The sequence below is a fragment of the Pseudomonas sp. LD120 genome (assembly GCF_009861525.1).
Classification (GTDB): Bacteria; Pseudomonadota; Gammaproteobacteria; order Pseudomonadales; family Pseudomonadaceae; genus Aquipseudomonas.
In genome coordinates, this window is record NZ_WVHL01000005.1 from 3,173,342 (window position 1) to 3,197,315 (window position 23,974).

At 63.9% G+C, this 23,974-nt stretch carries 22 protein-coding genes; 19 read left to right on the forward strand and 3 right to left on the reverse strand.

Annotated features, from left to right (window positions below):
• Positions 1-130 precede the first annotated feature (130 nt).
• From PLD_RS28980 to hcnC, 5 genes are all read left to right on the forward strand, one after another.
• The gene (locus PLD_RS28980) at positions 131-472 is read left to right on the forward strand and encodes a hypothetical protein (protein WP_159898113.1); all 342 of its coding nucleotides are present in this window, start codon (positions 131-133) and stop codon (positions 470-472) included.
• Positions 473-541: 69 nt separating this feature from the next.
• A complete protein-coding gene (locus tag PLD_RS28985; protein WP_159898114.1) occupies positions 542-829 on the forward strand; it encodes a hypothetical protein in 288 nt (95 codons plus the stop codon).
• 974 nt (positions 830-1,803) lie between these two features.
• Complete coding sequence (gene hcnA / locus PLD_RS28990) at positions 1,804-2,121, forward strand: cyanide-forming glycine dehydrogenase subunit HcnA (protein ID WP_159898115.1); 318 nt, start codon at positions 1,804-1,806, stop codon at positions 2,119-2,121.
• Positions 2,118-3,527, forward strand: coding sequence for a cyanide-forming glycine dehydrogenase subunit HcnB (gene hcnB, locus PLD_RS28995; RefSeq protein WP_159898116.1), 1,410 nt, complete (start codon positions 2,118-2,120; stop codon positions 3,525-3,527). The genes hcnA and hcnB overlap by 4 nt, the downstream gene beginning before the upstream one ends.
• A complete protein-coding gene (hcnC, locus tag PLD_RS29000; protein ID WP_159898117.1) occupies positions 3,520-4,773 on the forward strand; it encodes a cyanide-forming glycine dehydrogenase subunit HcnC in 1,254 nt (417 codons plus the stop codon). The genes hcnB and hcnC overlap by 8 nt, the downstream gene beginning before the upstream one ends.
• A 231-nt stretch (positions 4,774-5,004) precedes the next feature.
• Here hcnC and PLD_RS29005 read toward each other — a convergent pair whose 3' ends face one another.
• Complete coding sequence (locus tag PLD_RS29005) at positions 5,005-5,616, reverse strand: glutathione S-transferase (RefSeq protein ID WP_159898118.1); 612 nt, start codon at positions 5,614-5,616, stop codon at positions 5,005-5,007.
• Between the two features lie 224 nt (positions 5,617-5,840).
• Here PLD_RS29005 and PLD_RS29010 point away from each other — a divergent pair, with 224 nt between their 5' ends.
• Positions 5,841-6,761, forward strand: coding sequence for a bifunctional oligoribonuclease/PAP phosphatase NrnA (locus PLD_RS29010; protein WP_159898119.1), 921 nt, complete (start codon positions 5,841-5,843; stop codon positions 6,759-6,761).
• 15 nt (positions 6,762-6,776) lie between these two features.
• Positions 6,777-7,046, forward strand: a complete 270-nt coding sequence (locus tag PLD_RS29015) for a hypothetical protein (RefSeq protein WP_053157953.1) — start codon at positions 6,777-6,779, stop codon at positions 7,044-7,046.
• A 19-nt stretch (positions 7,047-7,065) separates the two neighbouring features.
• On the opposite strand, the gene PLD_RS29020 is transcribed toward PLD_RS29015, so the two are convergent.
• Positions 7,066-7,986 (reverse strand): MurR/RpiR family transcriptional regulator, encoded by a 921-nt coding sequence (locus tag PLD_RS29020; RefSeq protein WP_159898120.1) that lies wholly within the window; start codon positions 7,984-7,986, stop codon positions 7,066-7,068.
• A gap of 76 nt (positions 7,987-8,062) precedes the next feature.
• A complete protein-coding gene (locus PLD_RS29025; protein ID WP_159898121.1) occupies positions 8,063-8,299 on the reverse strand; it encodes a hypothetical protein in 237 nt (78 codons plus the stop codon).
• Here PLD_RS29025 and iolC point away from each other — a divergent pair.
• The 12 genes from iolC to PLD_RS29085 all read left to right on the forward strand — a co-directional run bounded on the left by iolC (position 8,298) and on the right by PLD_RS29085 (position 23,832).
• Positions 8,298-10,235 (forward strand): 5-dehydro-2-deoxygluconokinase, encoded by a 1,938-nt coding sequence (iolC, locus tag PLD_RS29030; RefSeq protein WP_159898122.1) that lies wholly within the window; start codon positions 8,298-8,300, stop codon positions 10,233-10,235. The genes PLD_RS29025 and iolC overlap by 2 nt on opposite strands.
• A 206-nt stretch (positions 10,236-10,441) precedes the next feature.
• Positions 10,442-11,350, forward strand: coding sequence for a myo-inosose-2 dehydratase (gene iolE / locus PLD_RS29035; protein WP_159898123.1), 909 nt, complete (start codon positions 10,442-10,444; stop codon positions 11,348-11,350).
• Positions 11,347-12,153 carry a 5-deoxy-glucuronate isomerase gene (gene iolB / locus PLD_RS29040; RefSeq protein WP_159898124.1) on the forward strand — a complete coding sequence of 269 codons (807 nt, stop codon included), beginning with the start codon at positions 11,347-11,349 and terminating at the stop codon, positions 12,151-12,153. The genes iolE and iolB overlap by 4 nt, the downstream gene beginning before the upstream one ends.
• 43 nt (positions 12,154-12,196) lie before the next feature.
• Complete coding sequence (locus tag PLD_RS29045; RefSeq protein ID WP_159898125.1) at positions 12,197-13,696, forward strand: CoA-acylating methylmalonate-semialdehyde dehydrogenase; 1,500 nt, start codon at positions 12,197-12,199, stop codon at positions 13,694-13,696.
• 36 nt (positions 13,697-13,732) lie between these two features.
• Entirely contained in the window at positions 13,733-14,554 is an 822-nt protein-coding gene (locus PLD_RS29050; RefSeq protein ID WP_159898126.1) for a TIM barrel protein, read from the forward strand.
• A 138-nt stretch (positions 14,555-14,692) separates the two neighbouring features.
• Positions 14,693-16,630, forward strand: coding sequence for a 3D-(3,5/4)-trihydroxycyclohexane-1,2-dione acylhydrolase (decyclizing) (iolD, locus tag PLD_RS29055; RefSeq protein WP_159898127.1), 1,938 nt, complete (start codon positions 14,693-14,695; stop codon positions 16,628-16,630).
• Positions 16,631-16,664: 34 nt separating this feature from the next.
• Positions 16,665-17,675 (forward strand): Gfo/Idh/MocA family protein, encoded by a 1,011-nt coding sequence (locus PLD_RS29060; protein ID WP_159898128.1) that lies wholly within the window; start codon positions 16,665-16,667, stop codon positions 17,673-17,675.
• A gap of 139 nt (positions 17,676-17,814) precedes the next feature.
• Positions 17,815-18,867 (forward strand): Gfo/Idh/MocA family oxidoreductase, encoded by a 1,053-nt coding sequence (locus tag PLD_RS29065; RefSeq protein WP_159898129.1) that lies wholly within the window; start codon positions 17,815-17,817, stop codon positions 18,865-18,867.
• A 382-nt stretch (positions 18,868-19,249) separates the two neighbouring features.
• Positions 19,250-20,176 (forward strand): sugar ABC transporter substrate-binding protein, encoded by a 927-nt coding sequence (locus PLD_RS29070; protein WP_159898130.1) that lies wholly within the window; start codon positions 19,250-19,252, stop codon positions 20,174-20,176.
• A gap of 172 nt (positions 20,177-20,348) precedes the next feature.
• Positions 20,349-21,914: a sugar ABC transporter ATP-binding protein gene (locus PLD_RS29075; RefSeq protein WP_159898131.1), complete on the forward strand. Its 1,566-nt coding sequence runs from the start codon at positions 20,349-20,351 to the stop codon at positions 21,912-21,914.
• Between the two features lie 70 nt (positions 21,915-21,984).
• On the forward strand, positions 21,985-23,007 hold the full coding sequence (locus PLD_RS29080) for an ABC transporter permease (RefSeq protein ID WP_159898132.1): 1,023 nt from the start codon (positions 21,985-21,987) through the stop codon (positions 23,005-23,007).
• A 420-nt stretch (positions 23,008-23,427) separates the two neighbouring features.
• Positions 23,428-23,832, forward strand: a complete 405-nt coding sequence (locus tag PLD_RS29085) for a TraR/DksA family transcriptional regulator (protein WP_011060892.1) — start codon at positions 23,428-23,430, stop codon at positions 23,830-23,832.
• The last annotated feature ends 142 nt before the right edge of the window (positions 23,833-23,974 follow it).

Below are 23,974 nucleotides of genomic sequence, written 5' to 3' on the forward strand. Positions count from 1 at the left end.
AACCGCGCGCGAGATTCTAAAAAAACGTTCATCTGGCTTACAACGCCGCGGCATTGGCCCTGATAAAACCTGAGTCTCGGTGGGTGCAGATTGCTATCATTCGTTCACTTTTTTGCCAGGAGGCGCCGCCATGAGTGCCCTGACTCAGGCAGGCTGGAAGCCCTTTTTCGCGGTGTGCCTGATGCTGCTGTGCAGCGCGACGACTCAGGCGGGCAATCAACCCTGTTCCGGAAACAAAGGCGGCATCGCCGGTTGTGACGGCGAACTCTTCCTGTGCAACGACGGCTCCATCAGCGGTTCGAAGAAGAACTGTGCGCTGATGTTCGGCCAACGTTCTTCCACCCCTCGCGCCGAGTCACTGCTGCGCGATGCCCAGGGTTGTAGCTGCGGCAGCGGCAGTTTTTGCACGGGGCCACGGGGCGGGGTCTACTGCCTGACCCCCAGTGGCAACAAGAGCTACAAGCGCCGTTAGGGCGTAGCGAAATTTCGTTGGACAAGGCTGTGGTGATGAAAAAAAACGGCGCTTTTCAAGCGCCTGGGGATGTTATTGCTGGTGAGTCTGCTGCTCAACAGCGTAGTGCCGATGCTCACCTGCGTGGCTGTGGCCATCGCCATGTTCGATGTCAATCCGCGGTACAGCGGGAGCCTGTTGCTGAATATGGGCATCAGGATTGCCCAACTGTCCCTGGTGGCTGCGATCATCATCGGGCTAATGATGATAGGCGGTAGGCGCTTCTGCGCCTGGGCAAGCCTGCCAGTGTGTACTCTGCCCTATGCCCTGGGATTGCCGGACATTAGGCTTTGTACGAAAAGCCTTGATACTCGGTGATGCGACGTTGAAAACGGTCTCGTGCGCGAGTCTGATCGGAATACTCATTGACAACCCGTAAAGTCGAACGCGACCCCGGTCGTTCCTCGACCGTTTTCGCCTTGCCTGACCTTCGCCTCAAAACTGTTGGTACAGAGCCTAGCGTCGGGCAATTCCTGTTGGCTTACTGGATGTTCGTGATACTGGCCCGCCTGAGCTGGCTCAAGGTCCGGGATCTGTACGGCTACTTGCGGGCCAAAGGCCAGGATTGATTCTTGCGCAATGCCCCTGAGAAAAAACCGGGCCGGTCAGTTGCCGGGTTCGCGGTTCTTTTCGCAAGTCACTGAAATATAAGTTTTTATACGAATTGTCCGGCGGCCCCTGAGAGCACTGCTTGCCTGCGGGGTAGGCGGCCCTCTCGCCGGGCGCTTGCGGATCAAGTGAGCCAGTCTGCACGGCGCTGAAGTGTACTTGCGCGACACGGCCTGTGGCTTCCAGGCCCGGGCCGTGGCCACTTTGGTGACCAGGCCCCCGGGGCCGGGTAGGTCACGAGCGTCATCAGCGGCAGCGCTCAGTCGTTTCCGGTGCCGCCACGACCTGGCGCACCGGGTGGCCCGATTGCGGTTCACTGCTCCAGGAGATTGGCCATGCGCTCATTACACTTGAGGCTCCTCGGTGTGCCGCGCTCGGAGACTCACCTGATCACCCTCTGCATGCACCAAGCAACCTTCCGACATGGGTGCCTGTTGTCCCTGCGCCGCTGCCGGTGGCGGCTTTTTTGTGGCCTGTGTCGCATACCTGAGAAGGCATGTACTGCTTGGTTGTACTCCGGCCTTTTGCTTGGCACAGATCAATGTTCGTGTTGGGCAAAACCACTAGATTGGCCCGCGCTCGGTTCTGACAGAGGTTCAGAACCGGGGTGTTGTCGCGTCCGCCCCAGGAACCTGGGCGCCGGGCTGCCGGCAGACCCACTCACTTCTCACGGATGAACCGCAATGCGTCAGATAGACCGCAACTTCGATATTCAGCCGCTACAGCAGGCCGACATGACCATCAGCCTCAATGGCCAACCGGTCACTGCCGCCCTCGGCGAAACCGTCCTCAGCGTGATTCAGGCCACCGGCCTGCGCCAGGTGGCGCGCAATGATCATGGGCAACTGGTGGGTGCCTACTGTGGGATGGGCGTATGCCATTGCTGCCTGGTGCAGATCGACGGCCGCCACAAACGCCGCGCCTGCCAGACCTTGGTCAAACCGGGCATGCAGGTGCAGACCCTGAGCAACCGCATCACTGAAACGGAGCCCAGCCTATGAGCCTTGATCCGCTGATCGTCGGGGGCGGGCCGGCGGGCATGGCCGCGGCCATCGAACTGGCCAAGCACGGCGTGCGCAGCATTCTGCTTGAAGAGGCCTCGCGCCTGGGCGGCGTGGTCTTTCGCGGTCCGTTGCGCGACGGCGTGCAACTGGACTATCTGGGGCCGCGCTACTGCGACATGCTGGCCAAGCTGCACGGTGAGTTCAGCGACCACGAACAGATGATCGATGTGCGCCTCAACAGCCGGGTGATTGGCGCCGAAGGCCAGGACAGCCTGATGCTGCTGGACGCCGAGGAGCAAGTGCAGCAGGTGGAGTATTCGCAATTGCTGCTGGCCGCTGGCTGTCATGAGCGCAGCGTGCCGTTTCCGGGCTGGACCTTGCCCGGGGTCAAGCTGCTGGGCGGTTTGCAGTTACAGATCAAGAGCGGCGTGGTCAAGCCGCAAGCACCGGTGGTGATCGCCGGCACCGGCCCCTTGCTGCCGTTGGTAGCGTGCCAGTTGCATGCCTCGGGCGTGCGGGTCGCCGGGGTCTACGAGGCCAGCGCCTTGAGCAAGATCGCCAAGCAGAGCCTGGCGCTGCTGAACAAGCCACAGTTGTTTCTCGACGGCTTGAGCATGCTGGCCTACCTCAAGCTCCATGGCATTCCCCTGCGTTATGGCTGGGGCGTGGTGGAAGCGCAGGGGCAGGACGCGTTGAGCGTGGTCACCGTGGCGCCGTATTCCGCCGACTGGCAGCCGGACATGACCCAGGCCCAGCGCATTGCCGCCCAGACCCTAGCGGTGGGCTACGGCTTCATTCCGCGCACTCAGTTGAGTCAGCAAATGGGCCTGGATCATGGCTTCAGCGATGACGGTTATCTACGTGCCAACGCCAATGTCTGGCAGCAGAGCAGCGAGCCGCATATTCACCTGGCCGGTGACATGGGCGGGATTCGCGGCGGCGAGGCGGCCATGCTCACCGGCCGTATCGCGGCGCTGTCGATCCTCATGCAGCGCCAAGTGCTGAGCAATGAAGCGGCCCTGCAGCGGCGCCAGGGTTACGAGCGCAAACTGGCCTCGATCCTGCGTTTTCGTGGTGCGGTGGATCGCTATACCGCCCGTGGCACCGGGCAGATAGAACTGCCCAAGGGCGACACGGTGATCTGCCGTTGCGAGAACACCACCCGCAATGACATCGAGCGTGCGCTGTCTCAGGGTGTGCAGGACATGGCCAGCCTGAAAATGCGCACTCGCGTGAGCATGGGCGACTGCCAGGGGCGGATGTGCGTCGGCTACTGCAGCGACCGCCTGCGTCAAGCCACCGGCCGCAAGGATGTGGGTTGGATACGTCCACGGTTTCCGCTCGATCCGATTCCGTTTTCGGCCTTTGCCGCGCCTGACCAGGAGGTCTCCGAACATGAGTAAGTATTACGACGTGGTGATCGCCGGTGGCGGTGTGATCGGGGCGTCTTGCGCCTATCAGTTGTCCAAGCGCAAGAACCTCAAGGTGGCGCTGATCGACGCCAAGCGGCCGGGTAACGCCAGCCGAGCCTCGGCCGGAGGCCTGTGGGCCATTGGCGAGTCGGTGGGCCTGGGCTGCGGGGTGATCTTCTTTCGCATGATGTCGGCCAACCGCAAGCGCGAGGCCAAAGGGTCGGCGGTGGTGGTGGACTCCAGCACTCCGCATATCCTGCCGCAGTCGTTCTTCGACTTCGCCTTGCAGTCCAACGAGCTGTACCCGCGCCTGCACCGCGAACTGATGGGCGTGCACGGCATGGACTTCAAGTTCGAGCAGACCGGGCTCAAGTTCGTGATTTACGACGAGGAAGACCGGCTGTACGCCGAGCACATTGCCCGTTGCATTCCGCATCTGTCCGATCAGGTGCGCTGGCTCGACCAGGCGGCTCTGCGCGCGGCCGAACCCAAGGTCAGCCATCACGCCCAGGGCGCGCTGGAGTTCCTTTGCGACCACCAGGTCAACCCCTTCCGCCTGACCGACGCCTACACCGAAGGTGCGCGGCAGAACGGCGTGGATGTGTTCTTCAACACCAATGTCACCGCTGTGTTGCACCAAGGCCGCCGGGTGACGGGTGTGCAAACCGCTGAGGCCGGGTTGTTCCACTGCTCGACCCTGATCAACGCTGCCGGTGCCTGGGCGGCGGAGCTGAGCCTACAGGCCACTGGGGTGGAGATTCCGGTGAAGCCGGTGAAGGGCCAGATCCTCCTCACCGAGCGCATGCCCAAGCTGCTCAATGGCTGCCTGACCACCAGTGACTGCTACATGGCGCAGAAGGACAACGGCGAGATCCTGATTGGCAGCACCACCGAGGACAAGGGCTTCGACGTCAGCACCACCTACCCGGAAATCAACGGCCTGGTGCAGGGGGCGGTGCGCTGCATTCCCGAGCTGGCCCAGGTCAACCTCAAGCGCTGCTGGGCGGGCCTGCGCCCGGGTTCGCCGGACGAGTTGCCGATTCTTGGGCCGATGGACGGCGTCGAGGGTTACCTCAACGCCTGCGGGCACTTCCGTACCGGCATCCTGACCTCGGCGATCACCGGCGTGTTGCTGGACAAGCTGGTGAACGACGAAGCCCTGCCGCTGGACATCACTCCGTTCCTGGCCCGGCGATTTGCCACCGCCCCGGTGAAGAAACAGCCCGAACCGGCCTGACCGGTCACCACCAGACTCAGCAGGGCTGCCGTAGGAGTTGGTGTGCCAGCGAGGGCGTTTGCAATGACGCCACAAGGCTTGCGGGCCCTTCGCCGGCAAGCCGGCTGCTACGGGTGTGCAGGGGCTGCTGAGCTTGCGTAGACGCGGGCTTGCCTGCGAAAGCGTTCTAGCGCTGCACGGCTCACGGGCCTCTTCGTTGGCAAGCCGGCTACGGTGATGGCGCTGTGTGGATCAGGTGGCGGGGGTGTCGAGGAACACCGGCAGTTGTTCGGCGTAGTCGGCAAAACCGCGCACCGCCGGAAATTGCTCGGGGCCGAACTGATCGGCCACCATCATCTGGCTGAAACTCCAGGCCACCGCCAGGCTGATCCCGGCCTGGCTCAGGGCTCCGTCCCGGGGCAGCGGCTGGTTCTGCAACTCGCGCTCCAACTCGGCATAGGCGGCCTGCAACTGGCCGCCGATCCGCTCCAGCCAGGGAGCATGCTGTTTTTCCGCCGGGCGCAGTTTTCGTTCGTAGACGATCTGTACCGACTTCTCACAGGCCGCCAGGGCCAGACCGATCAGGCGCAACTCATGCGCACGCTCCGCCAGGGCCGTGGGCATCAGGCCCCTGTGCGGGCCGGCGAGGGTTTCCAGGTAGTCGAGGATCAGGCTCGAATCCATCAGCACCTCGCCGTCATCGCAGACCAGGCTTGGCGCCTTGACCAGCGGGTTGATGGCCTTGAACTGGTCAAAGGCGCTGAACACCGAGACCGAGTGGTGTTCGAAGGGCAGGCCTAGGCTCTTGAGGCTGATGGCGACGCGGCGTACATAGGGTGAATCGAGCATTCCAATGAGTTTCATCGCGTATTTCCTTGTCTTGAACGGCGCAACGGATGGGGACGGCGTGGCTAATGTAGCGGCATTGAATCGACCTTGCACCGCCCCTCCTGCGGCCGCCGCTGCAGGCTGCGAGCGGGCAGTAGGCTGGCGCCTGCATTGGCGAGCATGGCCTGTCATCTGGCTGTCATGTCCCTCGGGCACCCTCGACGCCCCGGCCTCTGGCCTTTGTGGATTACACGGACGTCATGATCATTGTCACTTCCGGCGCGGCCTACCTGGATATCGACGCCTATGCCGGTTGCATCGCCTACGCCGAATTACTCAACCTCAGCGGCCGCCCGGCCCGGGCCCTGAGCAGCGCACCGCTGAACGAGAGCATCCCGGCCCATTTGCGCCAGCAGCTCAAGGGCCTGGACTGTCACGTCCCGGAGGGCGCCGATCAGTTCGTGCTGGTGGACATTTCCAACCACCTGCACCTGGACCCGTTGGTGGACCTCGCCCGGGTGATCGAGGTCATTGACCATCACCCCGGGTTCGAGGCCTTCTGGGACGAGCGCCTGGGCAAATACGCCGATATCCGCCCGATTGGCGCCGCCTGCACCCAGGTCTATGAGCGCTGGCGCGACGCCGGGCTGCTGCCGCAGATCAGCCGCGACAGCGCGCAACTACTGGCGGCGGGAATTCTCGACAACACCTTGAACTTCACCGGCGCCAGTTGCATCGCCGCGGACCGCCAGGCCTATGCCGCCCTGGCCGCTCATGCAGGCCTGGGGCCGCAGTGGCCCGAAGCGTATTTCCAGCAATGTCAGCAGCAGATCGAAGCGCAACTGCCCGAGGCCCTGCTCAAGGATCTGAAGGTGCTCGAACCGTCCAGCAACCTGCCGCGGCGTTTCGCCCAACTGACCCTGTGGCATGCCCAGGGCCTGCTGGTGCGCCAGCGCAGCCTGATCGAGCAGGTGCTGGGGCAGTGGGGCGATGACTGGCTGCTGAACCTGATCAGCCTCGGCGAAGGCACAAGCTACCTGCTGACCGGCAGCCCGGGCAGTGCCCGCAAGCTGGAACGGCTGCTAGAGTGCAGCACCCTGGACGGCGTGCATTGCCCGGGCCGGCCGATCCTGCGTAAGGAACTGCTGCGCAAGGGCCTGGCGCTCCAGGCAACGTCCTGACTCCGGAGAGCCCCAATGGACCTTGAACAATGCTTGCAGCAGGTGCATGACGAGCAGAGCTTCCTCGACTTCGTCCAGGCGCTGATTGCCGATCGCCGCCAGGCGCAGCGCATGGCCCAGGCCGGCGAGGCCGACAGTTGGCAAAACCATTGCATTGAAGATTTCCTCGACGGCGCCCACGCCTGGGCCGAGGCCACCGGCATCGGTGCCACCCAGGGGCTGGTGGAGGCTTCGCCCTGGCAGCGCTTCGCGGTGTTCCTGTACTGCGGCAAGATCTACGAATAGTGCCGCGCCAGCCGAAGGGTCAGTCGTCGAAGCCGCCCTGTTCGTGAATCTCGTCCATCTTCAGTTCCAGGCGATAGGCCACGGCGATGAACAGTGCCTGGCACAGGCACAGGGTGGCGCTCAGTGAGCGGAAGGCGAAGGAGCTGCCTTCGTTGACCAGCAGCACGCTGTTGGCGCGCTTGGCCAGGGGCGACAGGGTGCTGTCGGTGATGATCAGGGTCTTGGCCTGGTTGTGCTGGGCAATGCGCAGGCAGTGCTGGGTCTCTTTGCCATAGGGGGTGAAGCTGATGGCGATCACCAGGTCGTTGGGGCGGATGCTGCGCATCTGCTCGCGGTAGCTGCCCCCCAGCCCCGACACCAGGTGAATGCGCTTGTTGGTGTGTTGCAGGTTGTATACCAGGTAGTCGGCGACAGCAAAGGAGCGGCGCACCCCCACTACGTAGATGTTGTCGGCGTTGACCACCAGGTCCACGGCCTTGTCGAAGGCGCTGTCGTCCAGCTCCAGGCCCAGGCGCTCGATCCCCGACAGGGTGGCGTTGATGCATTCGCGCGCCAGGTCACCGCCGCTGGCCTTCTGCGACTTGTTGGCGATCATGCTGCGGATGCGCTGCTGGTAGTTCTGTACCGGCGTGGCCTTATGGGTGTAGGCCTCGCGAAACAGTGCCTGCATTTCACTGAAGCCGCTGAAGCCGAAGCGCTGGGAAAAGCGCACGATGGCCGAAGGATGGACCTCGCATTCCCGGGCGATGTCGCTGATGCGGTCGACCATGATCCGGTCGCGCTGCTGGCTCATGTAGCTGGCGATGCGCTTGAGCTGGCGCGGCAGGCTCTCGTACTCCTCGGTGATCAGTTGCAGCAGGCGTTCGGCAGTGATCGGGGGGCTGACGAGGTCGCTCTCGGACGTGCGCTCGGCCGGGGCCGGCTGATCGGTGCGGGGCATAGAAAATCCTTCTGGCTTGTGCTTATGGGAACGGCCTGTGATTCCGTCCCCTGACAATAGGTGGGCAGCCGGCAGTCTACAGGGTAGGGGCCCATAAAATCTTCGGGCCGCTGCCGGCCGGGGCTGTGCTGAAACGATGCAGGGTGTCTGGCTCAGGCTTGGAAAAGTTTAATGGAAAAAATATTCCATGTAAAAATATATAGAAAAAATATTGATTGAGGCCCGGAGACGTTTTAGTCTGCACCCACCAAGAGTGCTCGGCGGCCGGTAACGGCGGCGAGCGCAGGCTGATAAAAATAACAGGAGCCAGCATGGGCCAGACTCGTTTTGCCAGTGGGCGTCAATTGGATCTGATTTGCCTCGGACGCTTGGGCGTCGATCTCTATGCGCAGCAGGTCGGGGCGCGGCTGGAGGACGTCGCAAGCTTTGCCAAGTACCTGGGCGGTTCGTCGGCGAACATCGCCTTCGGCACCGCGCGCCTGGGCCTCAAGTCGGCGATGCTGAGCCGGGTCGGCGACGATCACATGGGGCGCTTTCTGCTGGAGTCGCTGGAGCGCGAAGGCTGCGACGTCAGCGCCGTCAAGGTCGACCCGCAGCGCCTCACCGCTCTGGTCCTGCTGGGCCTCAAGGACCGCGAAACCTTCCCTCTGGTGTTCTATCGCGAGAACTGCGCGGACATGGCGTTGTGCGCCGAAGACATCGACGAAGCCTTCATTGCCTCCAGCAAGGCCCTGCTGATCACCGGCACCCATTTCTCCACCGACGGTGTCTACCGGGCCAGCCTCCAGGCCCTGGACTACGCCGAAAAGCACGGAGTCAAGCGGGTCCTGGACATCGACTACCGGCCAGTGCTCTGGGGCCTGGCGGGCAAGGCCGACGGCGAGACCCGGTTCGTGGCCGACCAGCAGGTCAGCCAGCATGTGCAGAGCATCCTGGGGCGTTTCGACCTGATCGTCGGCACCGAAGAGGAGTTCCTGATTGCCGGCGGCAGTGACGATCTGCTGACGGCCTTGCGCACCGTGCGTTCCCTGAGTGCCGCGACCCTGGTGGTCAAGCTCGGCCCGCAGGGCTGCACGGTGATTCACGGCGCGATTCCCCTGCGCCTGGAAGACGCGGCGATCTACCCCGGCGTGCGGGTGGAAGTGCTCAACGTACTGGGCGCCGGCGATGCCTTCATGTCCGGCTTCCTCAGTGGCTGGCTGGAAGAGGCCAGCGATGAGCGCTGCTGCCAGCTGGCCAACGCCTGCGGCGGCCTGGTGGTGTCGCGCCACGCCTGCGCCCCGGCGATGCCGACCCGCGCCGAACTGGACTATCTGTTCAGCAGCCCGGTGCCGATCACCCGTCCCGACCAGGACCCGGTCCTGCAACGCTTGCATCAGGTCAGCGTGCCACGCAAGGCCTGGAAGCCACTGTTCGTGTTTGCCTTCGACCACCGCGGGCAGTTGGTGGAACTGGCGCAGCAAGGTGGGCGCGAGCTCAAGGCCATTGGTCAGCTCAAGCAACTTTTCATAGAGGCGGTGCAGCGGGTCGAAGCCGACCTGCGGCGCCGGGGCATCGAGGCCGATGTCGGCCTGCTGGCCGACCAGCGCTTCGGCCAGGAGGCGTTGAATGCCGCCAGCGGGCGCGGTTGGTGGGTGGCGCGGCCGGTGGAGATACAGGGCTCGCGGCCCCTGGCTTTCGAGCACGGGCGCTCGGTGGGCAGCAACCTGATCGCCTGGCCCCAGGAGCAGATCATCAAGTGCCTGGTGCAATTTCACCCCGACGACGAACCCCTGCTGCGCCTGGAGCAGGAAGCGCAGATCCGCGGCCTGTACCAGGCGTCCCAGGTCAGCGGGCATGAGCTGCTGCTGGAAATCATCCCGCCCAAGGACCTGCCCGGCGCTCATCCCGAGGTGCTCTACCGCAGCCTCAAGCGCCTGTACAACCTGGGCATCTACCCGGCGTGGTGGAAGATCGAGGCGCAGTCGGCCGAGGAATGGAAAAAGCTCGATGAGCTGATTCAGGAGCGCGACCCGTATTGCCGTGGCGTGGTGCTGCTGGGCCTGAATGCCTCGGCCGAAGCCCTCGCCGAGGGCTTCCGCCAAGCCGCCGACAGCCGCACCTGCCGCGGATTTGCCGTGGGCCGCACGATCTTCCAGGAGCCCAGCCGCGCATGGCTGGTGGGGGAGATTGACGACGCCACCCTGATCCGGAAAGTGCAGGGCACGTTCGAGCAACTGATCAACGCCTGGCGCAGCGCCCGACAGTGACCGCCGCTGATGATGTGGCGAGGGGGCCTGCTCCCGTTTTTTTGGGGGGGGCCACAAACTGGCTGGCGCGCGGCCTTCGTTGCCGTCGATTGGCCGCTTTTGGGACCGCTACGCGACCCAGCGCGAGCAAGCTCCCTCGCCGCAGGAAGCCCCTGTCGGCGGGGTCGTTTTCACCCTTTATTCGAACAACAACAAAAGGTGCAGCCATGCCCGCGATCCGAATTGGCATCAACCCGATCTCCTGGAGCAACGACGACCTGCCGGCCCTGGGCGGTGAAACGCCCCTGAGTACCGCTCTCAGTGAAGGCCGGGAGATCGGTTACCAAGGCTTTGAACTCAACGGTAAATTCCCCAAGGACGCCCAGGGCGTGGCCGCGGTGTTGCGCCCCTATGAGCTGGCGCTGGTGTCGGGCTGGTATTCCGGGCGTTTGGCCCGGCGTTCGGCGGCCGAGGAAATCGACGCCATCGCCAGTCACGTCCAGTTGCTCAAGCACAACGGCGCCTCGGTGCTGGTCTACGGCGAGGTGGCCGACTCGATCCAGGGTTCACCGGTACGCCTGATCGAACGTCCGCGCTTCCACAGCGCCCAGGCCTGGCAGGACTACGCCGACAAACTCACGACGCTGGCGCGCTTCACCCTGTCCCAGGGCGTGCGCCTGGCCTATCACCACCACATGGGCGCCTACGTTGAGTCCCCGGCGGACATCGACCAGTTGATGCGCCTGAGCGGCGAGGAAGTCGGCCTGCTGTTCGATTCGGGCCATTGCTACATGGGCGGCCGCGAACCTTTGGAGGTGCTGCGCAAGCACATCCACCGCGTCTGCCACGTGCATTTCAAGGACGTGCGCAAGCCGGTGGTGCAACTGGCGCGCAACAACCTGTGGAGCTTTCCGGATTGCATCGTCAACGGCACCTTCACCGTGCCCGGCGATGGCGACCTCGATTTTGCCGCCTTGCTCGATGTGCTGCTGGACGCGGGCTACCAGGGCTGGCTGGTGGTGGAAGCCGAGCAGGACCCGGCCGTGGCGCCGAGCTACGTCTATGCGAAAAAAGGTTACGACACCCTGCGGGCCCTGCTGGACGCCACTGTACAACGCAGGAGTGCTGCCCAATGAGCCTGTTGATTAAAAGCGCGGCCAAGGGACGGACCCTGGTCCAGTTGCCAGAGGGCGCCCTGGAATTCGTGGGTTTCAAGGCTTATCGCCTGAGCCTGGGGGAACACCTGCCAATCAGCGCGGGCGACAAGGAGCTGTGCCTGGTGCTGCTCAGTGGCCGCATCGATGTGCAGGGCCAAGCGCCCCAGGGCGCCTTCCAGTGGGACAACCTGGGGGACCGGCAATCGGTGTTCGAAGACAAAGCGCCCTTTGCCGCCTACCTGCCGCCGGGCAGCCAGGCTCAGGTTACGGCCTTGAGCGAGGTGCAGATCGCCCTGTGTGCCGCCCCGGGTGATGCCGACGCCGGCCTCAGCCCACGGTTGATCCGCCCGGAGCAGTGCAAGCGCAGCGTGCGCGGCAAGGGCGCCAATACCCGCTATGTCTGCGACATCCTGCCCGACAGCGAGCCGGCCCATTCCCTGCTGGTGGTGGAGGTGCGCACGCCGTCCGGGCATTCCTCCAGCTACCCGCCGCACAAGCACGACACCGATGACCTGCCGCACCAGAGTTTTCTGGAAGAGACCTATTACCACCAGGTCCATCCGCCCCAGGGCTTCGTCTTCCAGCGGGTCTACACCGACGACCGCAGCATCGATCAGGCCATGGCCGTGGAAAACAGCGACCTGGTGGTGGTGCCCAAGGGCTATCACCCGGTCAGCGTGCCTTATGGCTACCAGTCCTATTACCTGAACGTCATGGCCGGGCCCAAGCGGGTCTGGCAGTTCCATAACGACCCGCAGCACAGCTGGCTGCTGGATCTCTGAAGCGCCGAACTCAGACGGCAACCCTTTACGGAGAACAAGAACAATGAGCGACACCCCGGTAATAGGTCATTACATCGGCGGCCAGGTGCAGGACGCCGGCGAGCGTCTCAGTCCGGTGTTCAACCCGGCCACGGGCGCGGTCCAGGCCCACGTGGCGCTGGCCAGCCAGCAGACCGTGGACCAAGCCGTGGCCTCGGCGCTGAAGGCGTTCCCGGCCTGGTCCGAGCAGTCCTCTCTGCGCCGCGCGCGGGTGATGTTCAAGTTCAAGGAACTGCTGGACCAGCACCACCAGGCGCTGGCGCAGATCATCACCCGCGAGCACGGCAAGGTGCTGGCCGACGCCATGGGCGAAGTGACCCGCGGCATCGAGATCGTCGAATACGCCTGTGGCGCGCCGAACCTGTTGAAAACCGATTTCAGCGACAACATCGGTGGCGGCATCGATAACTGGAACCTGCGCCAGCCCCTGGGCGTGTGCGCCGGGGTCACGCCGTTCAACTTCCCGGTGATGGTGCCGCTGTGGATGATCCCCATCGCCCTGATCACCGGTAACTGCTTCATCCTCAAGCCGTCCGAGCGCGACCCGTCCGCCAGCCTGCTGCTGGCGTGCTTGCTGACCGAAGCCGGGTTGCCCGAAGGGGTGTTCAACGTGGTCCAGGGCGACAAGAGCGCGGTGGACGGCTTGCTCCAGCACCCGGACATCGAAGCGATTTCCTTTGTCGGTTCGACGCCGATTGCCGAGTACATCCACCAGCAGGCCAACGCCCGAGGCAAACGCGTGCAGGCCCTGGGTGGGGCCAAGAACCACATGATCGTGATGCCCGACGCCGACCTGGACCAGGCCGCCGACGCGCTGATCGGCGCGGCCTACGGCTCGGCCGGCGAGCGCTGCATGGCCATCTCCATCGCCGTGGCGGTGGGCGAGGTGGCCGACGAATTGATCGCCAAGCTGTTGCCGCGCATCGACCGGCTCAAGGTCGGCAACGGTCTGCACAGCGACAGCGACATGGGGCCGCTGGTGACCGCCGAACACCAGGCCCGGGTTGAGGGTTTTATCGACCAGGGCGTGGCCCAGGGCGCGCAGCTGCTGGTGGACGGGCGCGGTTTCAAGGTGCCAGGGGCGGAGCAGGGCTTTTTTGTCGGCGCCACCCTGTTCGATCACGTCACCCCCCAGATGAGCATCTACCGCGAGGAAATCTTCGGGCCGGTGCTGGGCATTGTGCGGGTGCCCGACTTTGCCAGCGCGGTGGCGCTGATCAACGCCCATGAGTTCGGCAACGGTGTGTCCTGCTTCACCCGCGACGGCGGCGTGGCCCGGGCCTTTGCCCGCTCCATCAAGGTCGGCATGGTGGGCATCAACGTGCCGATTCCGGTGCCCATGGCCTGGCATTCCTTCGGTGGCTGGAAGCGTTCGCTGTTCGGCGATCACCATGCCTACGGCGAGGAGGGCCTGCGCTTTTACAGCCGCTACAAGAGCGTGATGCAGCGCTGGCCCGAGAGCATTGCCATGGGCCCGGAGTTCAGCATGCCGACCGCCCAGTAACGGTCTCGACGCGATGGATTTTGGAGAACAAGAAGAATGAGCCAGCCCCTGCGTTTCGCCCTGAATCGTATGGTTGCACCGCGTTTGTCGCTGCCGGCGTTTATCGACCTGGCGGTGACGCTGAAGGTCGATGCCATTGAGATCCGCAATGACCTTGCGGGCGTGGAAATCGAGGACGGCACGCCGCCGCAGCGGGTCCGCGAATTGTGCGCGGCCCAGGGACTCAAGGTGTTGTCGATCAACGCCCTGTACCCCTTCGATGTGTGGAATGACGAGCGTCGCCAGCAGGCCCTGAAACTTGCCGCCTATGCCCGTGCCTGCGGCGCCGAGGGGCTGGTGCTGTGCCCGCTCAATGACCCTACCGATCCGCGCACCGAGGCCCAGCGCAGCAGCGGTTTGCGCAGCGCTTTGAGCGCGCTGGCGCCGATCCTGCGGGATCACGGCCTGCTGGGGTTTATCGAGCCCCTGGGCTTTGAGGAATGCGCGCTGCGCCACAAGCGCACGGCAGTGGAGGCGATCCGTGCCACCGGCGGCCTGGACGTGTTGCGCCTGGTGCACGACACCTTCCACCACCACTTGGCCGGCGAGCATGAGTTGTTTCCCGAGCTGACCGGGCTGGTGCACATCTCCGGGGTCGAGGACCGCCAAGCGCCGCTCAACCGCATTCGCGACCGCCATCGGGTGCTGGTGGGCGAGGCGGACATCCTCGGCAATGCGGCGCAGATCGACACCTTGCGCAGCCGTGGCTACAGCGGCTACCTGTCGTTCGAGCCGTTTGCCGAGAGCGTGCACGGGCTGGCGGACATCCGGCAGGCGCTCGTCGCGAGCATCGGGCACCTGCAAAAATCCCTGGCCTGAAGCAGAGATCGGGTTGTAGTAGGCGCCGGCTTGCCGGCGAAGCGGCCCCCACAGGGGGCGCAAGTCTCGAAGGTCTTTTGGCTGGCAGGCCAGTGCCTACCGGAGTGTGGGCGACACATCAACATTAAGGTGCAAACCATGAGTACGACACGCTTGACCATGGCCCAGGCCCTGGTGAAATTCCTCGATAACCAATACGTCGAGGTGGATGGGGTCCAGAGCAAGTTCATTGCCGGGGTCTTCACCATTTTCGGCCACGGCAACGTGCTCGGCCTGGGCCAGGCCCTGGAGCAGGACAGTGGCGAGCTGTTGGTGCACCAGGGCCGCAACGAGCAGGGCATGGCCCACGCCGCCATCGGCTTCGCCAAGCAGCACCTGCGGCGCAAGATCTACGCCTGCACCTCCTCGGTGGGCCCCGGCGCGGCCAATATGCTGACGGCGGCGGCCACCGCCAGCGCCAACCGCATTCCGTTGCTGCTGCTGCCGGGGGACGTCTACGCCAGCCGCCAGCCGGATCCGGTGCTGCAGCAGATCGAACAGTTCCATGACCTGAGCATCAGCACCAACGATGCCTTCAAGGCCGTGAGCCAATACTGGGACCGGATCAACCGGCCCGAGCAACTGATGAGCGCGGCGATCCACGCCATGCGCGTGCTCACCGACCCGGCGCAAACCGGCGCGGTGACCCTGGCATTGCCCCAGGATGTGCAGGGTGAAGCCTACGATTACCCGGACGCCTTCCTCGCCAAGCGGGTGCATCGCATCGACCGCCGCCCGGCCACCGAGGCCATGCTCGGCGATGCCCTGGCGCTGCTCAAAGGCAAGCGCAAGCCGCTGATCATCTGCGGCGGCGGGGTCAAGTACTCCGGGGCCAACCGGGCCTTGCAGGCCTTCGCCGAACGCTTCGACATTCCTTTTGCCGAAACCCAGGCGGGCAAGAGCGCGGTGGTTTCCGAGCACCCGCTGAACGTCGGCGGGATCGGCGAAACCGGTTGCCTGGCGGCCAACCTGCTGGCCCGGGACGCCGACCTGATCATCGGTGTCGGCACCCGCTACAGCGATTTCACCACCTCGTCGAAATGGCTGTTCCAGCACCCCGGGGTGCAATTTCTCAACCTTAATGTCTGCCCTGGCGACAGCCTGAAGATGGAGGGCGTGCAACTGCTGGCCGATGCCCAGGCCGGCTTGCAGGCTCTGAGCGAAACCCTGGGCCGCAGCGGCTACCGGGCGGCCTGGGGCGGGCAGATCACTGATGCCAAGGCGCAATTGCAGGCCGAGGTCGACCGGGTGTATCAGGTGCAATACCAGGACGACGGTTTTGTCCCGGAGATCAACGACCACCTGGACCCGGCGGTGCTGCGCGAATTCATCGAGCTGACCGGTTCCTGCCTGACCCAGAGCCGGGTGCTCGGGCTGCTCAACCAGGCCTTGCCCGAGGACGGCATCATCGTCGCCGCCGCCGGCAGCCTGCCCGGCGACCTGCAGCGCAGCTGGCGCAGCAAGGGGGTCAACACCTACCACGTGGAATACGGCTATTCGTGCATGGGCTACGAAGTCAACGCGGCTCTGGGGGTCAAGCTCGCCGAGCCGGATCGCGAGGTGTACGCCCTGGTGGGCGACGGTTCCTACCTGATGCTGCATTCGGAGCTGGTCACCTCGATCCAGGAGCGGCGCAAGATCAACGTGGTGCTGTTGGACAACATGACCTTCGGCTGCATCAACAACCTGCAGATGGGCCACGGCATGGACAGCTTCGGCACCGAGTTCCGCTACCGCAACCCGCAGAGCGGCAAGCTCGACGGCGGCTTTGTGCCGGTGGACTTCGCCATGAGCGCCGCCGCCTACGGCTGCAAGACCTACAAGGTCAGCAACGAGGAGCAGTTGCTGGCGGCCCTGGCCGATGCCCGGACCCAGACAGTCTCGACCCTGATCGACATCAAGGTCCTGCCCAAGACCATGATCCACAGCTACCTGTCCTGGTGGCGGGTGGGCGTGGCCCAGGTGTCCACCAGCGCGCGCACCGATGCGGCGGCCAAGACCCTTAATCAACGCCTGGCCCAGGCCCGGCAGTACTGATTGCTCTGCAACGCACAACAACAGGAGTATCTGCATGTCTTTGAAACTTGGGGTTATCGGGACCGGGGCCATCGGCCAGGATCACATCCGTCGTTGCAGCCAGACCCTGCTGGGCAGCCAGGTGGTGGCGGTCACCGACATCAACCTGGCGTCGGCGGCCAAGGTGGTCAGCGACCTCAAGCTCAGCGCCGAGGTCTATTCGGATGGCCACGCGCTGATCAAGGCGGCGGACGTCGAGGCAGTGCTGGTCACCTCCTGGGGCCCGAGCCACGAGGAGTTCGTGCTGGCGGCGATTGCCGCGGGCAAGCCGGTGTTCTGTGAAAAGCCCCTGGCGGTGACCGCCGCCGGCTGCCGGCGCATCGTCGAGGCCGAAATCGCCCACGGCAAGCGCCTGGTGCAGGTGGGTTTCATGCGCCCCTACGATGCCGGTTACCAGGCCTTGAAGGCGGTGATCGACAGCGGGCAGATCGGCGAGCCGCTGATGCTGCACTGCGCCCACCGCAACCCGCGGGTGGGGGAGAACTACAAGACCGACATGGCCATCACCGACACCCTGATCCACGAACTGGACGTGCTGCGCTGGCTGCTGGCCGACGACTATGTGTCGGTGCAGGTGGTGTTCCCGCGCAAGACCAGCAAGGCCTTGGCCCACTTGCGCGACCCGCAGATCGTGCTGCTGGAAACCGCCCGTGGCACGCGCATCGACGTCGAGGTGTTCGTCAACTGCCAGTACGGCTACGACATCCAGTGCGAAGTGGTGGGGGAGAGCGGCGTCGCCCGATTGCCGGAGCCGTCCCAGGTGCAGTTGCGCAGCGAGGCCAAGCTGTCCAACGCGATTCTGATGGACTGGAAGGACCGCTTTATCGCCGCCTATGACGTCGAGTTGCAGGCCTTTATCGACGGCGTGCGCGCCGGCCAGGTAGGCGGGCCTTCGGCCTGGGACGGCTTTGCCGCCGCCGTGGCGGCCGACGCCTGTATTGAAGCGCAGGACAGCGGCCAGATCGTCAAGGTCGAGCTGCCTGAGCGCCCGCGCTTCTACGGCTAACCCCACCCTGTGGCCGGCTTGCCGGCGAAAGGGCCTGTGGATGCTGTGCATGTCTTGAGGACGCTTTCGCTGGCAAGCCAGCTCCTACGAGGGATGGCGTGAGGGAGGCGATGGTGGGGAATGAATGGATGGAGAGTGTATGCGTATAGGTCTGGTGGGCTACGGCCATGGCGGTCGTCATTTTCATGCACCACTGATTGCCAGTCTGGGCGGGACGCGTTTTGTCGGGGTGGTGACCCGCAGCGCAGAGCGTCGGCGCTTGCTGGCCGAGGATCATCCGGGGGTTGCGGTGTTCGACAGCATCGGCCAACTGGCCCAGGCGGGGGTCGATGTCCTGGTGATTTCCACGCCCTTGGACGGGCGTCCGGCCCTGGTGCTGGAGGCCATTGAGCGGGGCATCGCGGTGGTCAGCGACAAACCCTTCGCCGCCGATGCGGCGGAGGCCGAGGGGATGATCCAGGCCGCCGCGGCACGTCAGGTGCCGCTCAGCGTCTATATGAACCGGCGCTGGGATTCGGATTTTTTGACCTTGCGCAAACTCATCGATAGCGCCGTGTTGGGGCGGATCAGCCGCTTTGAGTCGCGGGTCGAGCGCTATGCCCCGCACGCCGTGGGCAATGCCAGTGGCGGTGGCTTCCTGCGGGACCTGGGCAGCCATCTGGTGGACCAGGCCCTGCAGTTGTTCGGGCCGGTGGCTCGGGTTTATGCCGAGCTGCAATACAGCCCAGAAGAAGCCGTGGTCGACCACGGCTTTTTCGTCTCTCTGACCCACGTCAGCGGTGTGGTTGCGCATTTATCGGGCAGTTGCCTGCAGAACGCTCAGGGGCCGCGGTTTCGGGTCAGTGGCAGCGCCGGTTGCTACACGGTCGACGGCCTCGACGGTCAGGAACAGGCCTTGGTGGCCGGGCGCTCGCCGAAAACCGAGGGCGAGCGCTGGGGGGTGGAGGAGCATCGACGCTGGGGCTGGTTCGAGCAAGGGGGTGAACGCGAGCGCGTGGCCTCGGAACGGGGCGCTTGGAATCAGTTCTACCAACGCTTGCAACAGGCCCTGGCAGGCGAGGGCGGGTTGCCGGTGACGGCTGCCGAAGCCTTGGCCACGACCCAGGTGCTAGACGCCGCGCGCTTGAGCGCGCAGCAGTCACGGGTGGTGTCCATGGCGAGGTCTGTGGAGGGATGTGCAGATTTAGAATAAAATTCTAAAATGAGTTGATATAGAAATTATTTTCCAATAAAGTCGTTTCCAGGTTGCCGACTAGCTAGGTCGCAAACCCCTCAAGCACGCCTTGAGACGGTGCGCACCGACCCACAAAAACAAACAGGTACCGTCGATGAAAACCTTCAGTTGCGTTGTCCTCGCTGTACGTTCGCTGTTTCGCCCTTCCTGTGCACGGTCCGCTGTTTCACCTCGGCCCAGCCGCTCTACCGTCCTCCTGACCTGCCTCGGCTTTCTGTGCGTCGAACGTAACGGCTCTCTGCTGTGCTGCGTTCCTGGCGCCCCCCTCGTGCGTCTGCCGCTCTGAGCTGTTTCCGCGCTTTATCCATAAAACCTACAAGAATGTGGAGAAAGACCTGTGATGAACACCAAGATCCGTTTTGCCTCGCTTGCACTGTCGATGTGGCTGGTCAGCGGGGCCGCCTTCGCCGACATCAAGATCGGCGTGAGCATGTCGCAGTTCGATGACACCTGGCTGACCTATCTGCGCGAGTCGATGGATCACAAAGCCCAGTCCCTGCCCGATGGCGTCAAACTGCAGTTCGAAGACGCCCGCAGCGATGTGGTCAAGCAATTGAGCCAGGTCGAGAACTTCATCAGCCAGAACGTCGACGCGATCGTGATCAACCCGGTGGACACCGCCGCCACCCGGAAAATCACCGAGGCTGCGGTCAAGGCCGGCATCCCCCTGGTGTACGTCAATCGCCGCCCGGATGACCTGAACCTGCCCAAGGGCGTGGTGACCGTGGCCTCCAATGACCTGCAAGCCGGGAAGATGCAGATGCAGTACCTGGCCGACAAAATGGGCGGCAAGGGCGACATCGTGATCCTGCTGGGCGACCTGGCGAACAACTCCACCCTCAACCGCACCAAGGGCGTCAAGGAGGTGCTGGCCCAGTACCCGGGGATCAAGGTCGACCAGGAACAGACCGGGGTCTGGCTGCGGGACAAGGGCATGACCCTGGTCAACGACTGGTTGACCCAGGGCCGCAAGTTCGACGCAGTGGTGTCCAACAACGATGAAATGGCCATTGGTGCCGCCATGGCACTGAAGCAGGCCGGGGTCGAGAAGGGCAGTGTGCTGATCGCCGGTGTCGACGGCACCCCGGATGGCCTGCGTGCGGTGAAGAAGGGCGATCTGGCGCTCTCGGTGTTCCAGGATGCCCAGGGCCAGGCAGACGGTTCCATCGATACCGCGCTGAAGATGATCAAGCATGAGCCGGTGGAATCGGCGGTGTGGGTACCGTATCGCCTGATCACCCCGGACAACGTCGACCAGTTCAAGTAACGCCGCTCACCTTCCAAAGCTGTTCCATAAGAACCGGTTCACGATCCAGCGAGCGCCGCTCAGGCCGCCATGCTAAACGCCGCATGAGCGAAGCGCAGCAGATCGTGAACAGGCTCTAACAACAATAAGTGGCAAGGCGCCCCGGGCAGCCTTGCCAATGGAGTACTTGATCATGTTCTCTTGCGCGACTGCCTTGAGCTCCCCGCTGGCGGGCATCCAGCCTGCCGCCCCATCGAGTGAAGAACCCTATCTGCTGGAGGTGATCAACGTCAGCAAGGGCTTTCCCGGTGTGGTCGCCCTGTCCGATGTGCAACTGCGGGTACGCCCGGGAACGGTGCTGGCGCTGATGGGCGAGAACGGCGCCGGCAAGTCGACCCTGATGAAAATCATCGCCGGCATCTATCCGCCGGACGCCGGCGAGCTGCGCCTCAAGGGCCGGTCGGTGGTGTTCGAGACGCCCCTGCAGGCCTTGCAATCGGGCATCGCCATGATCCATCAGGAACTCAACCTGATGCCGCACATGAGCATTGCCGAGAACATCTGGATCGGCCGTGAACAGCTCAACGGCCTGCGCCTGGTCGATCACCGCGCCATGCACCGCTGCACCGCGCAGTTGCTGGAACGCCTGCGCATCAACCTCGACCCCGAGGAGCAGGTGGGCAACCTGAGCATTGCCGAGCGGCAGATGGTGGAGATCGCCAAGGCGGTGTCCTACGACTCTGACGTGCTGATCATGGACGAACCAACCTCGGCCATTACCGACAAGGAGGTGGCGCACCTGTTCTCGATCATTGCCGACCTCAAGGCCCAGGGTAAGGGCATCATCTATATCACCCACAAAATGAACGAAGTGTTCGCCATCGCCGATGAGGTGGCGGTGTTCCGCGACGGTGCCTATATCGGCCTGCAACGGGCCGACAGCCTGGACGGCGACAGCCTGATCTCGATGATGGTGGGGCGCGAGCTGAGCCAGCTGTTTCCCCAGCGCGAGAAGCCTGTCGGCGAACTGCTGCTCAGGGTCCGCGACCTGCGCCTGGAGGGGGTATTTGACAGGGTGTCCTTCGACCTGCATGCCGGGGAGATCCTCGGCATCGCCGGGCTGATGGGCTCGGGCCGGACCAATGTCGCCGAAACCTTGTTCGGCATCACCCCCTGCGACGCCGGCGAGATGGTCCTCGACGGCCAGGCCTTGCGCATCGGCGATCCGCACCAGGCGATCGAGAAGGGCTTTGCCCTGCTGACCGAGGATCGCAAGCTCAGCGGGCTGTTCCCGTGCCTGTCGGTCCTGGAAAACATGGAAGTGGCGGTGCTGCCCCAGTACGCCGGCGGCGGTTTCGTCCAGCAGAAGGCCCTGCGCGCCTTATGCGAAGACATGTGCAAGAAGCTGCGGGTCAAGACCCCGTCCCTGGAGCAATGCATCGACACCCTGTCCGGGGGTAATCAGCAGAAGGCCTTGTTGGCGCGCTGGCTGATGACCAACCCGCGAATCCTGATTCTCGATGAGCCAACCCGGGGCATTGATGTGGGGGCCAAGGCGGAGATCTACCGCTTGATCTCCCTCCTCGCCAGCGAAGGCATGGCGGTGATCATGATTTCCTCGGAGCTGCCCGAGGTGCTGGGCATGAGCGATCGGGTCATGGTCATGCACGAAGGTGAGCTCATGGGCACCCTCGACCGCAGCGAGGCGACCCAGGAACGGGTGATGCAATTGGCCTCCGGTATGTCGGCGTTGCACTGATTCTTCAATCGATGACGGTTGTCGGCGCTGTGACGCGCCGCGGTCCAGGCAATAACAAAGGTGAGTGGTTATGAACGTGATGTCTGAAAACAAACCGGCCGCGGCGCCCGCCAGAACGCGCCGGCGCTTTCCCACCGAACTGAGTATTTTCCTGGTCCTGATCGGCATCGGCCTGGTGTTCGAGCTGTTCGGCTGGATCGTTCGTGACCAGAGCTTCCTGATGAATTCCCAGCGCCTGGTGCTGATGATCCTGCAGGTGTCGATCATCGGCCTGCTGGCCATCGGCGTGACCCAGGTGATCATCACCACGGGCATCGACTTGTCCTCGGGTTCGGTGCTGGCGCTGTCGGCGATGATTGCCGCCAGCCTGGCGCAGACCTCGGACTTTTCCCGGGCGGTGTTCCCGTCCCTGACCGACTTGCCGGTGTGGATACCGGTGCTGGCCGGGCTGGGGGTGGGCCTGCTGGCGGGGGCGATCAACGGCAGCATCATCGCCATCACCGGCATTCCGCCCTTTATCGCCACCCTGGGCATGATGGTCTCGGCCCGTGGCCTGGCCCGCTACTACACCGAGGGGCAGCCGGTGAGCATGCTCTCGGATAACTACACCGCCATCGGTCACGGGGCGATGCCGGTGGTGATTTTCCTGGTGGTGGCGCTGATCTTCCATATCGCCCTGCGCTACACCAAGTACGGCAAGTACACCTACGCCATCGGCGGCAACATGCAGGCGGCGCGCACCTCGGGGATCAACGTCAAGCGTCATCTGGTGATCGTCTACAGCATTGCCGGGCTGCTGGCGGGACTGGCCGGGGTAGTGGCTTCGGCCCGGGCCGCCACCGGGCAGGCGGGGATGGGCATGTCCTACGAGCTGGATGCGATTGCCGCGGCAGTGATCGGTGGCACCAGCCTGGCCGGTGGGGTGGGGCGCATCACCGGGACCGTGATCGGTGCGCTGATCCTTGGGGTGATGGCCAGCGGATTTACCTTTGTCGGGGTCGATGCCTACATCCAGGACATCATCAAGGGCCTGATCATCGTCGCGGCGGTGGTCATCGACCAGTACCGCAACAAGCGCAAACTCAAGCGTTGATGCGCCTGCCTGCCGCCGCCGTGGGCTTGCCGGCGAAGGCGCCCGCCAGCGCATGAAAAGCGTGCCGGCCTGTTCGCCGGCACGTCGATTTGGGGGCTGAAAAAGGGCGGTAAAAAGCTCGAATCCGCCGTCCGGTACTGCCGTTTGTCTTCTAACAGGCCTACGGTTATGGAATTTTTTGTTATAAACGCACTCCGATAAGTACCAGCAAAGCCCGTAATTACGGGCTTTGTGCGGTTTGTCGGACAGATTCGCTGTCATTTCAGTTGCTGCGCCCTCAAACCGGCCTTAGACTGCCGCCCCTCGTAAATTGAGTGCCGGGTGGCGCTTGGAAGGTATGGCGCCTTTCTGATGACCTGACGGGTCAACCGGAAACCGTTTGAATTCGCCTTAATGCACGTATTTTTTATAGAGAAATCAATGACCAAGGAAAAGTTGCTGGCCATGCCGGCGGATGACTACATGAATGCCGAGCAGCACGCTTTTTTCAGCGACCTGTTGCAAGCCATGAAGGTGGAAACCCACGAGCGCATCGAACAGAACCGGATCGCCATTGAAAGCCTGGACACCCCGGCTGACCCGGCCGACGCCGCTTCCGTCGAAGAAGAGCGCACCTGGCTGGTCAACGCCATTGATCGCGACCAGCGCATGCTGCCGCAACTGGAGCAGGCCCTGGGCCGCATCAGTGATGACAGCTTCGGCTGGTGCGACGACAGCGGCGAGCCGATCGGCCTCAAGCGCCTGTTGATCAGCCCGACCACCAAGTACTGCATCGAAGCTCAAGAGCGTCACGAGCAGATCGACAAGCACCAGCGTCAAGCTTGATAGCGGCAGCGGCCAGCGTTGAGCTGTAGGCCGCAAGCGTTTCAAGCACCGTCCTTCTCCGAGTGCGTGGCCATGCCAGCGCTGCGCACTGGAGCGGGAGCAAACTCCCGTCATCAGCCTCTCCCCGGCATCCGCATCGCGG

Bases quoted from the DNA above. Each gene is read 5' to 3' on its own strand.
- PLD_RS28980 (WP_159898113.1), top strand. From the start codon at position 131: ATGAGTGCCCTGACTCAGGCAGGCTGGAAGCCCTTTTTCGCGGTGTGC.
- PLD_RS28985 (WP_159898114.1), top strand. From the start codon at position 542: ATGTTATTGCTGGTGAGTCTGCTGCTCAACAGCGTAGTGCCGATGCTC.
- hcnA (WP_159898115.1), top strand. From the start codon at position 1,804: ATGCGTCAGATAGACCGCAACTTCGATATTCAGCCGCTACAGCAGGCC.
- hcnB (WP_159898116.1), top strand. From the start codon at position 2,118: ATGAGCCTTGATCCGCTGATCGTCGGGGGCGGGCCGGCGGGCATGGCC.
- hcnC (WP_159898117.1), top strand. From the start codon at position 3,520: ATGAGTAAGTATTACGACGTGGTGATCGCCGGTGGCGGTGTGATCGGG.
- PLD_RS29005 (WP_159898118.1), bottom strand. From the start codon at position 5,616: ATGAAACTCATTGGAATGCTCGATTCACCCTATGTACGCCGCGTCGCC.
- PLD_RS29010 (WP_159898119.1), top strand. From the start codon at position 5,841: ATGATCATTGTCACTTCCGGCGCGGCCTACCTGGATATCGACGCCTAT.
- PLD_RS29015 (WP_053157953.1), top strand. From the start codon at position 6,777: ATGGACCTTGAACAATGCTTGCAGCAGGTGCATGACGAGCAGAGCTTC.
- PLD_RS29020 (WP_159898120.1), bottom strand. From the start codon at position 7,986: ATGCCCCGCACCGATCAGCCGGCCCCGGCCGAGCGCACGTCCGAGAGC.
- iolC (WP_159898122.1), top strand. From the start codon at position 8,298: ATGGGCCAGACTCGTTTTGCCAGTGGGCGTCAATTGGATCTGATTTGC.
- PLD_RS29025 (WP_159898121.1), bottom strand. From the start codon at position 8,299: ATGCTGGCTCCTGTTATTTTTATCAGCCTGCGCTCGCCGCCGTTACCG.
- iolE (WP_159898123.1), top strand. From the start codon at position 10,442: ATGCCCGCGATCCGAATTGGCATCAACCCGATCTCCTGGAGCAACGAC.
- iolB (WP_159898124.1), top strand. From the start codon at position 11,347: ATGAGCCTGTTGATTAAAAGCGCGGCCAAGGGACGGACCCTGGTCCAG.
- PLD_RS29045 (WP_159898125.1), top strand. From the start codon at position 12,197: ATGAGCGACACCCCGGTAATAGGTCATTACATCGGCGGCCAGGTGCAG.
- PLD_RS29050 (WP_159898126.1), top strand. From the start codon at position 13,733: ATGAGCCAGCCCCTGCGTTTCGCCCTGAATCGTATGGTTGCACCGCGT.
- iolD (WP_159898127.1), top strand. From the start codon at position 14,693: ATGAGTACGACACGCTTGACCATGGCCCAGGCCCTGGTGAAATTCCTC.
- PLD_RS29060 (WP_159898128.1), top strand. From the start codon at position 16,665: ATGTCTTTGAAACTTGGGGTTATCGGGACCGGGGCCATCGGCCAGGAT.
- PLD_RS29065 (WP_159898129.1), top strand. From the start codon at position 17,815: ATGCGTATAGGTCTGGTGGGCTACGGCCATGGCGGTCGTCATTTTCAT.
- PLD_RS29070 (WP_159898130.1), top strand. From the start codon at position 19,250: ATGAACACCAAGATCCGTTTTGCCTCGCTTGCACTGTCGATGTGGCTG.
- PLD_RS29075 (WP_159898131.1), top strand. From the start codon at position 20,349: ATGTTCTCTTGCGCGACTGCCTTGAGCTCCCCGCTGGCGGGCATCCAG.
- PLD_RS29080 (WP_159898132.1), top strand. From the start codon at position 21,985: ATGAACGTGATGTCTGAAAACAAACCGGCCGCGGCGCCCGCCAGAACG.
- PLD_RS29085 (WP_011060892.1), top strand. From the start codon at position 23,428: ATGACCAAGGAAAAGTTGCTGGCCATGCCGGCGGATGACTACATGAAT.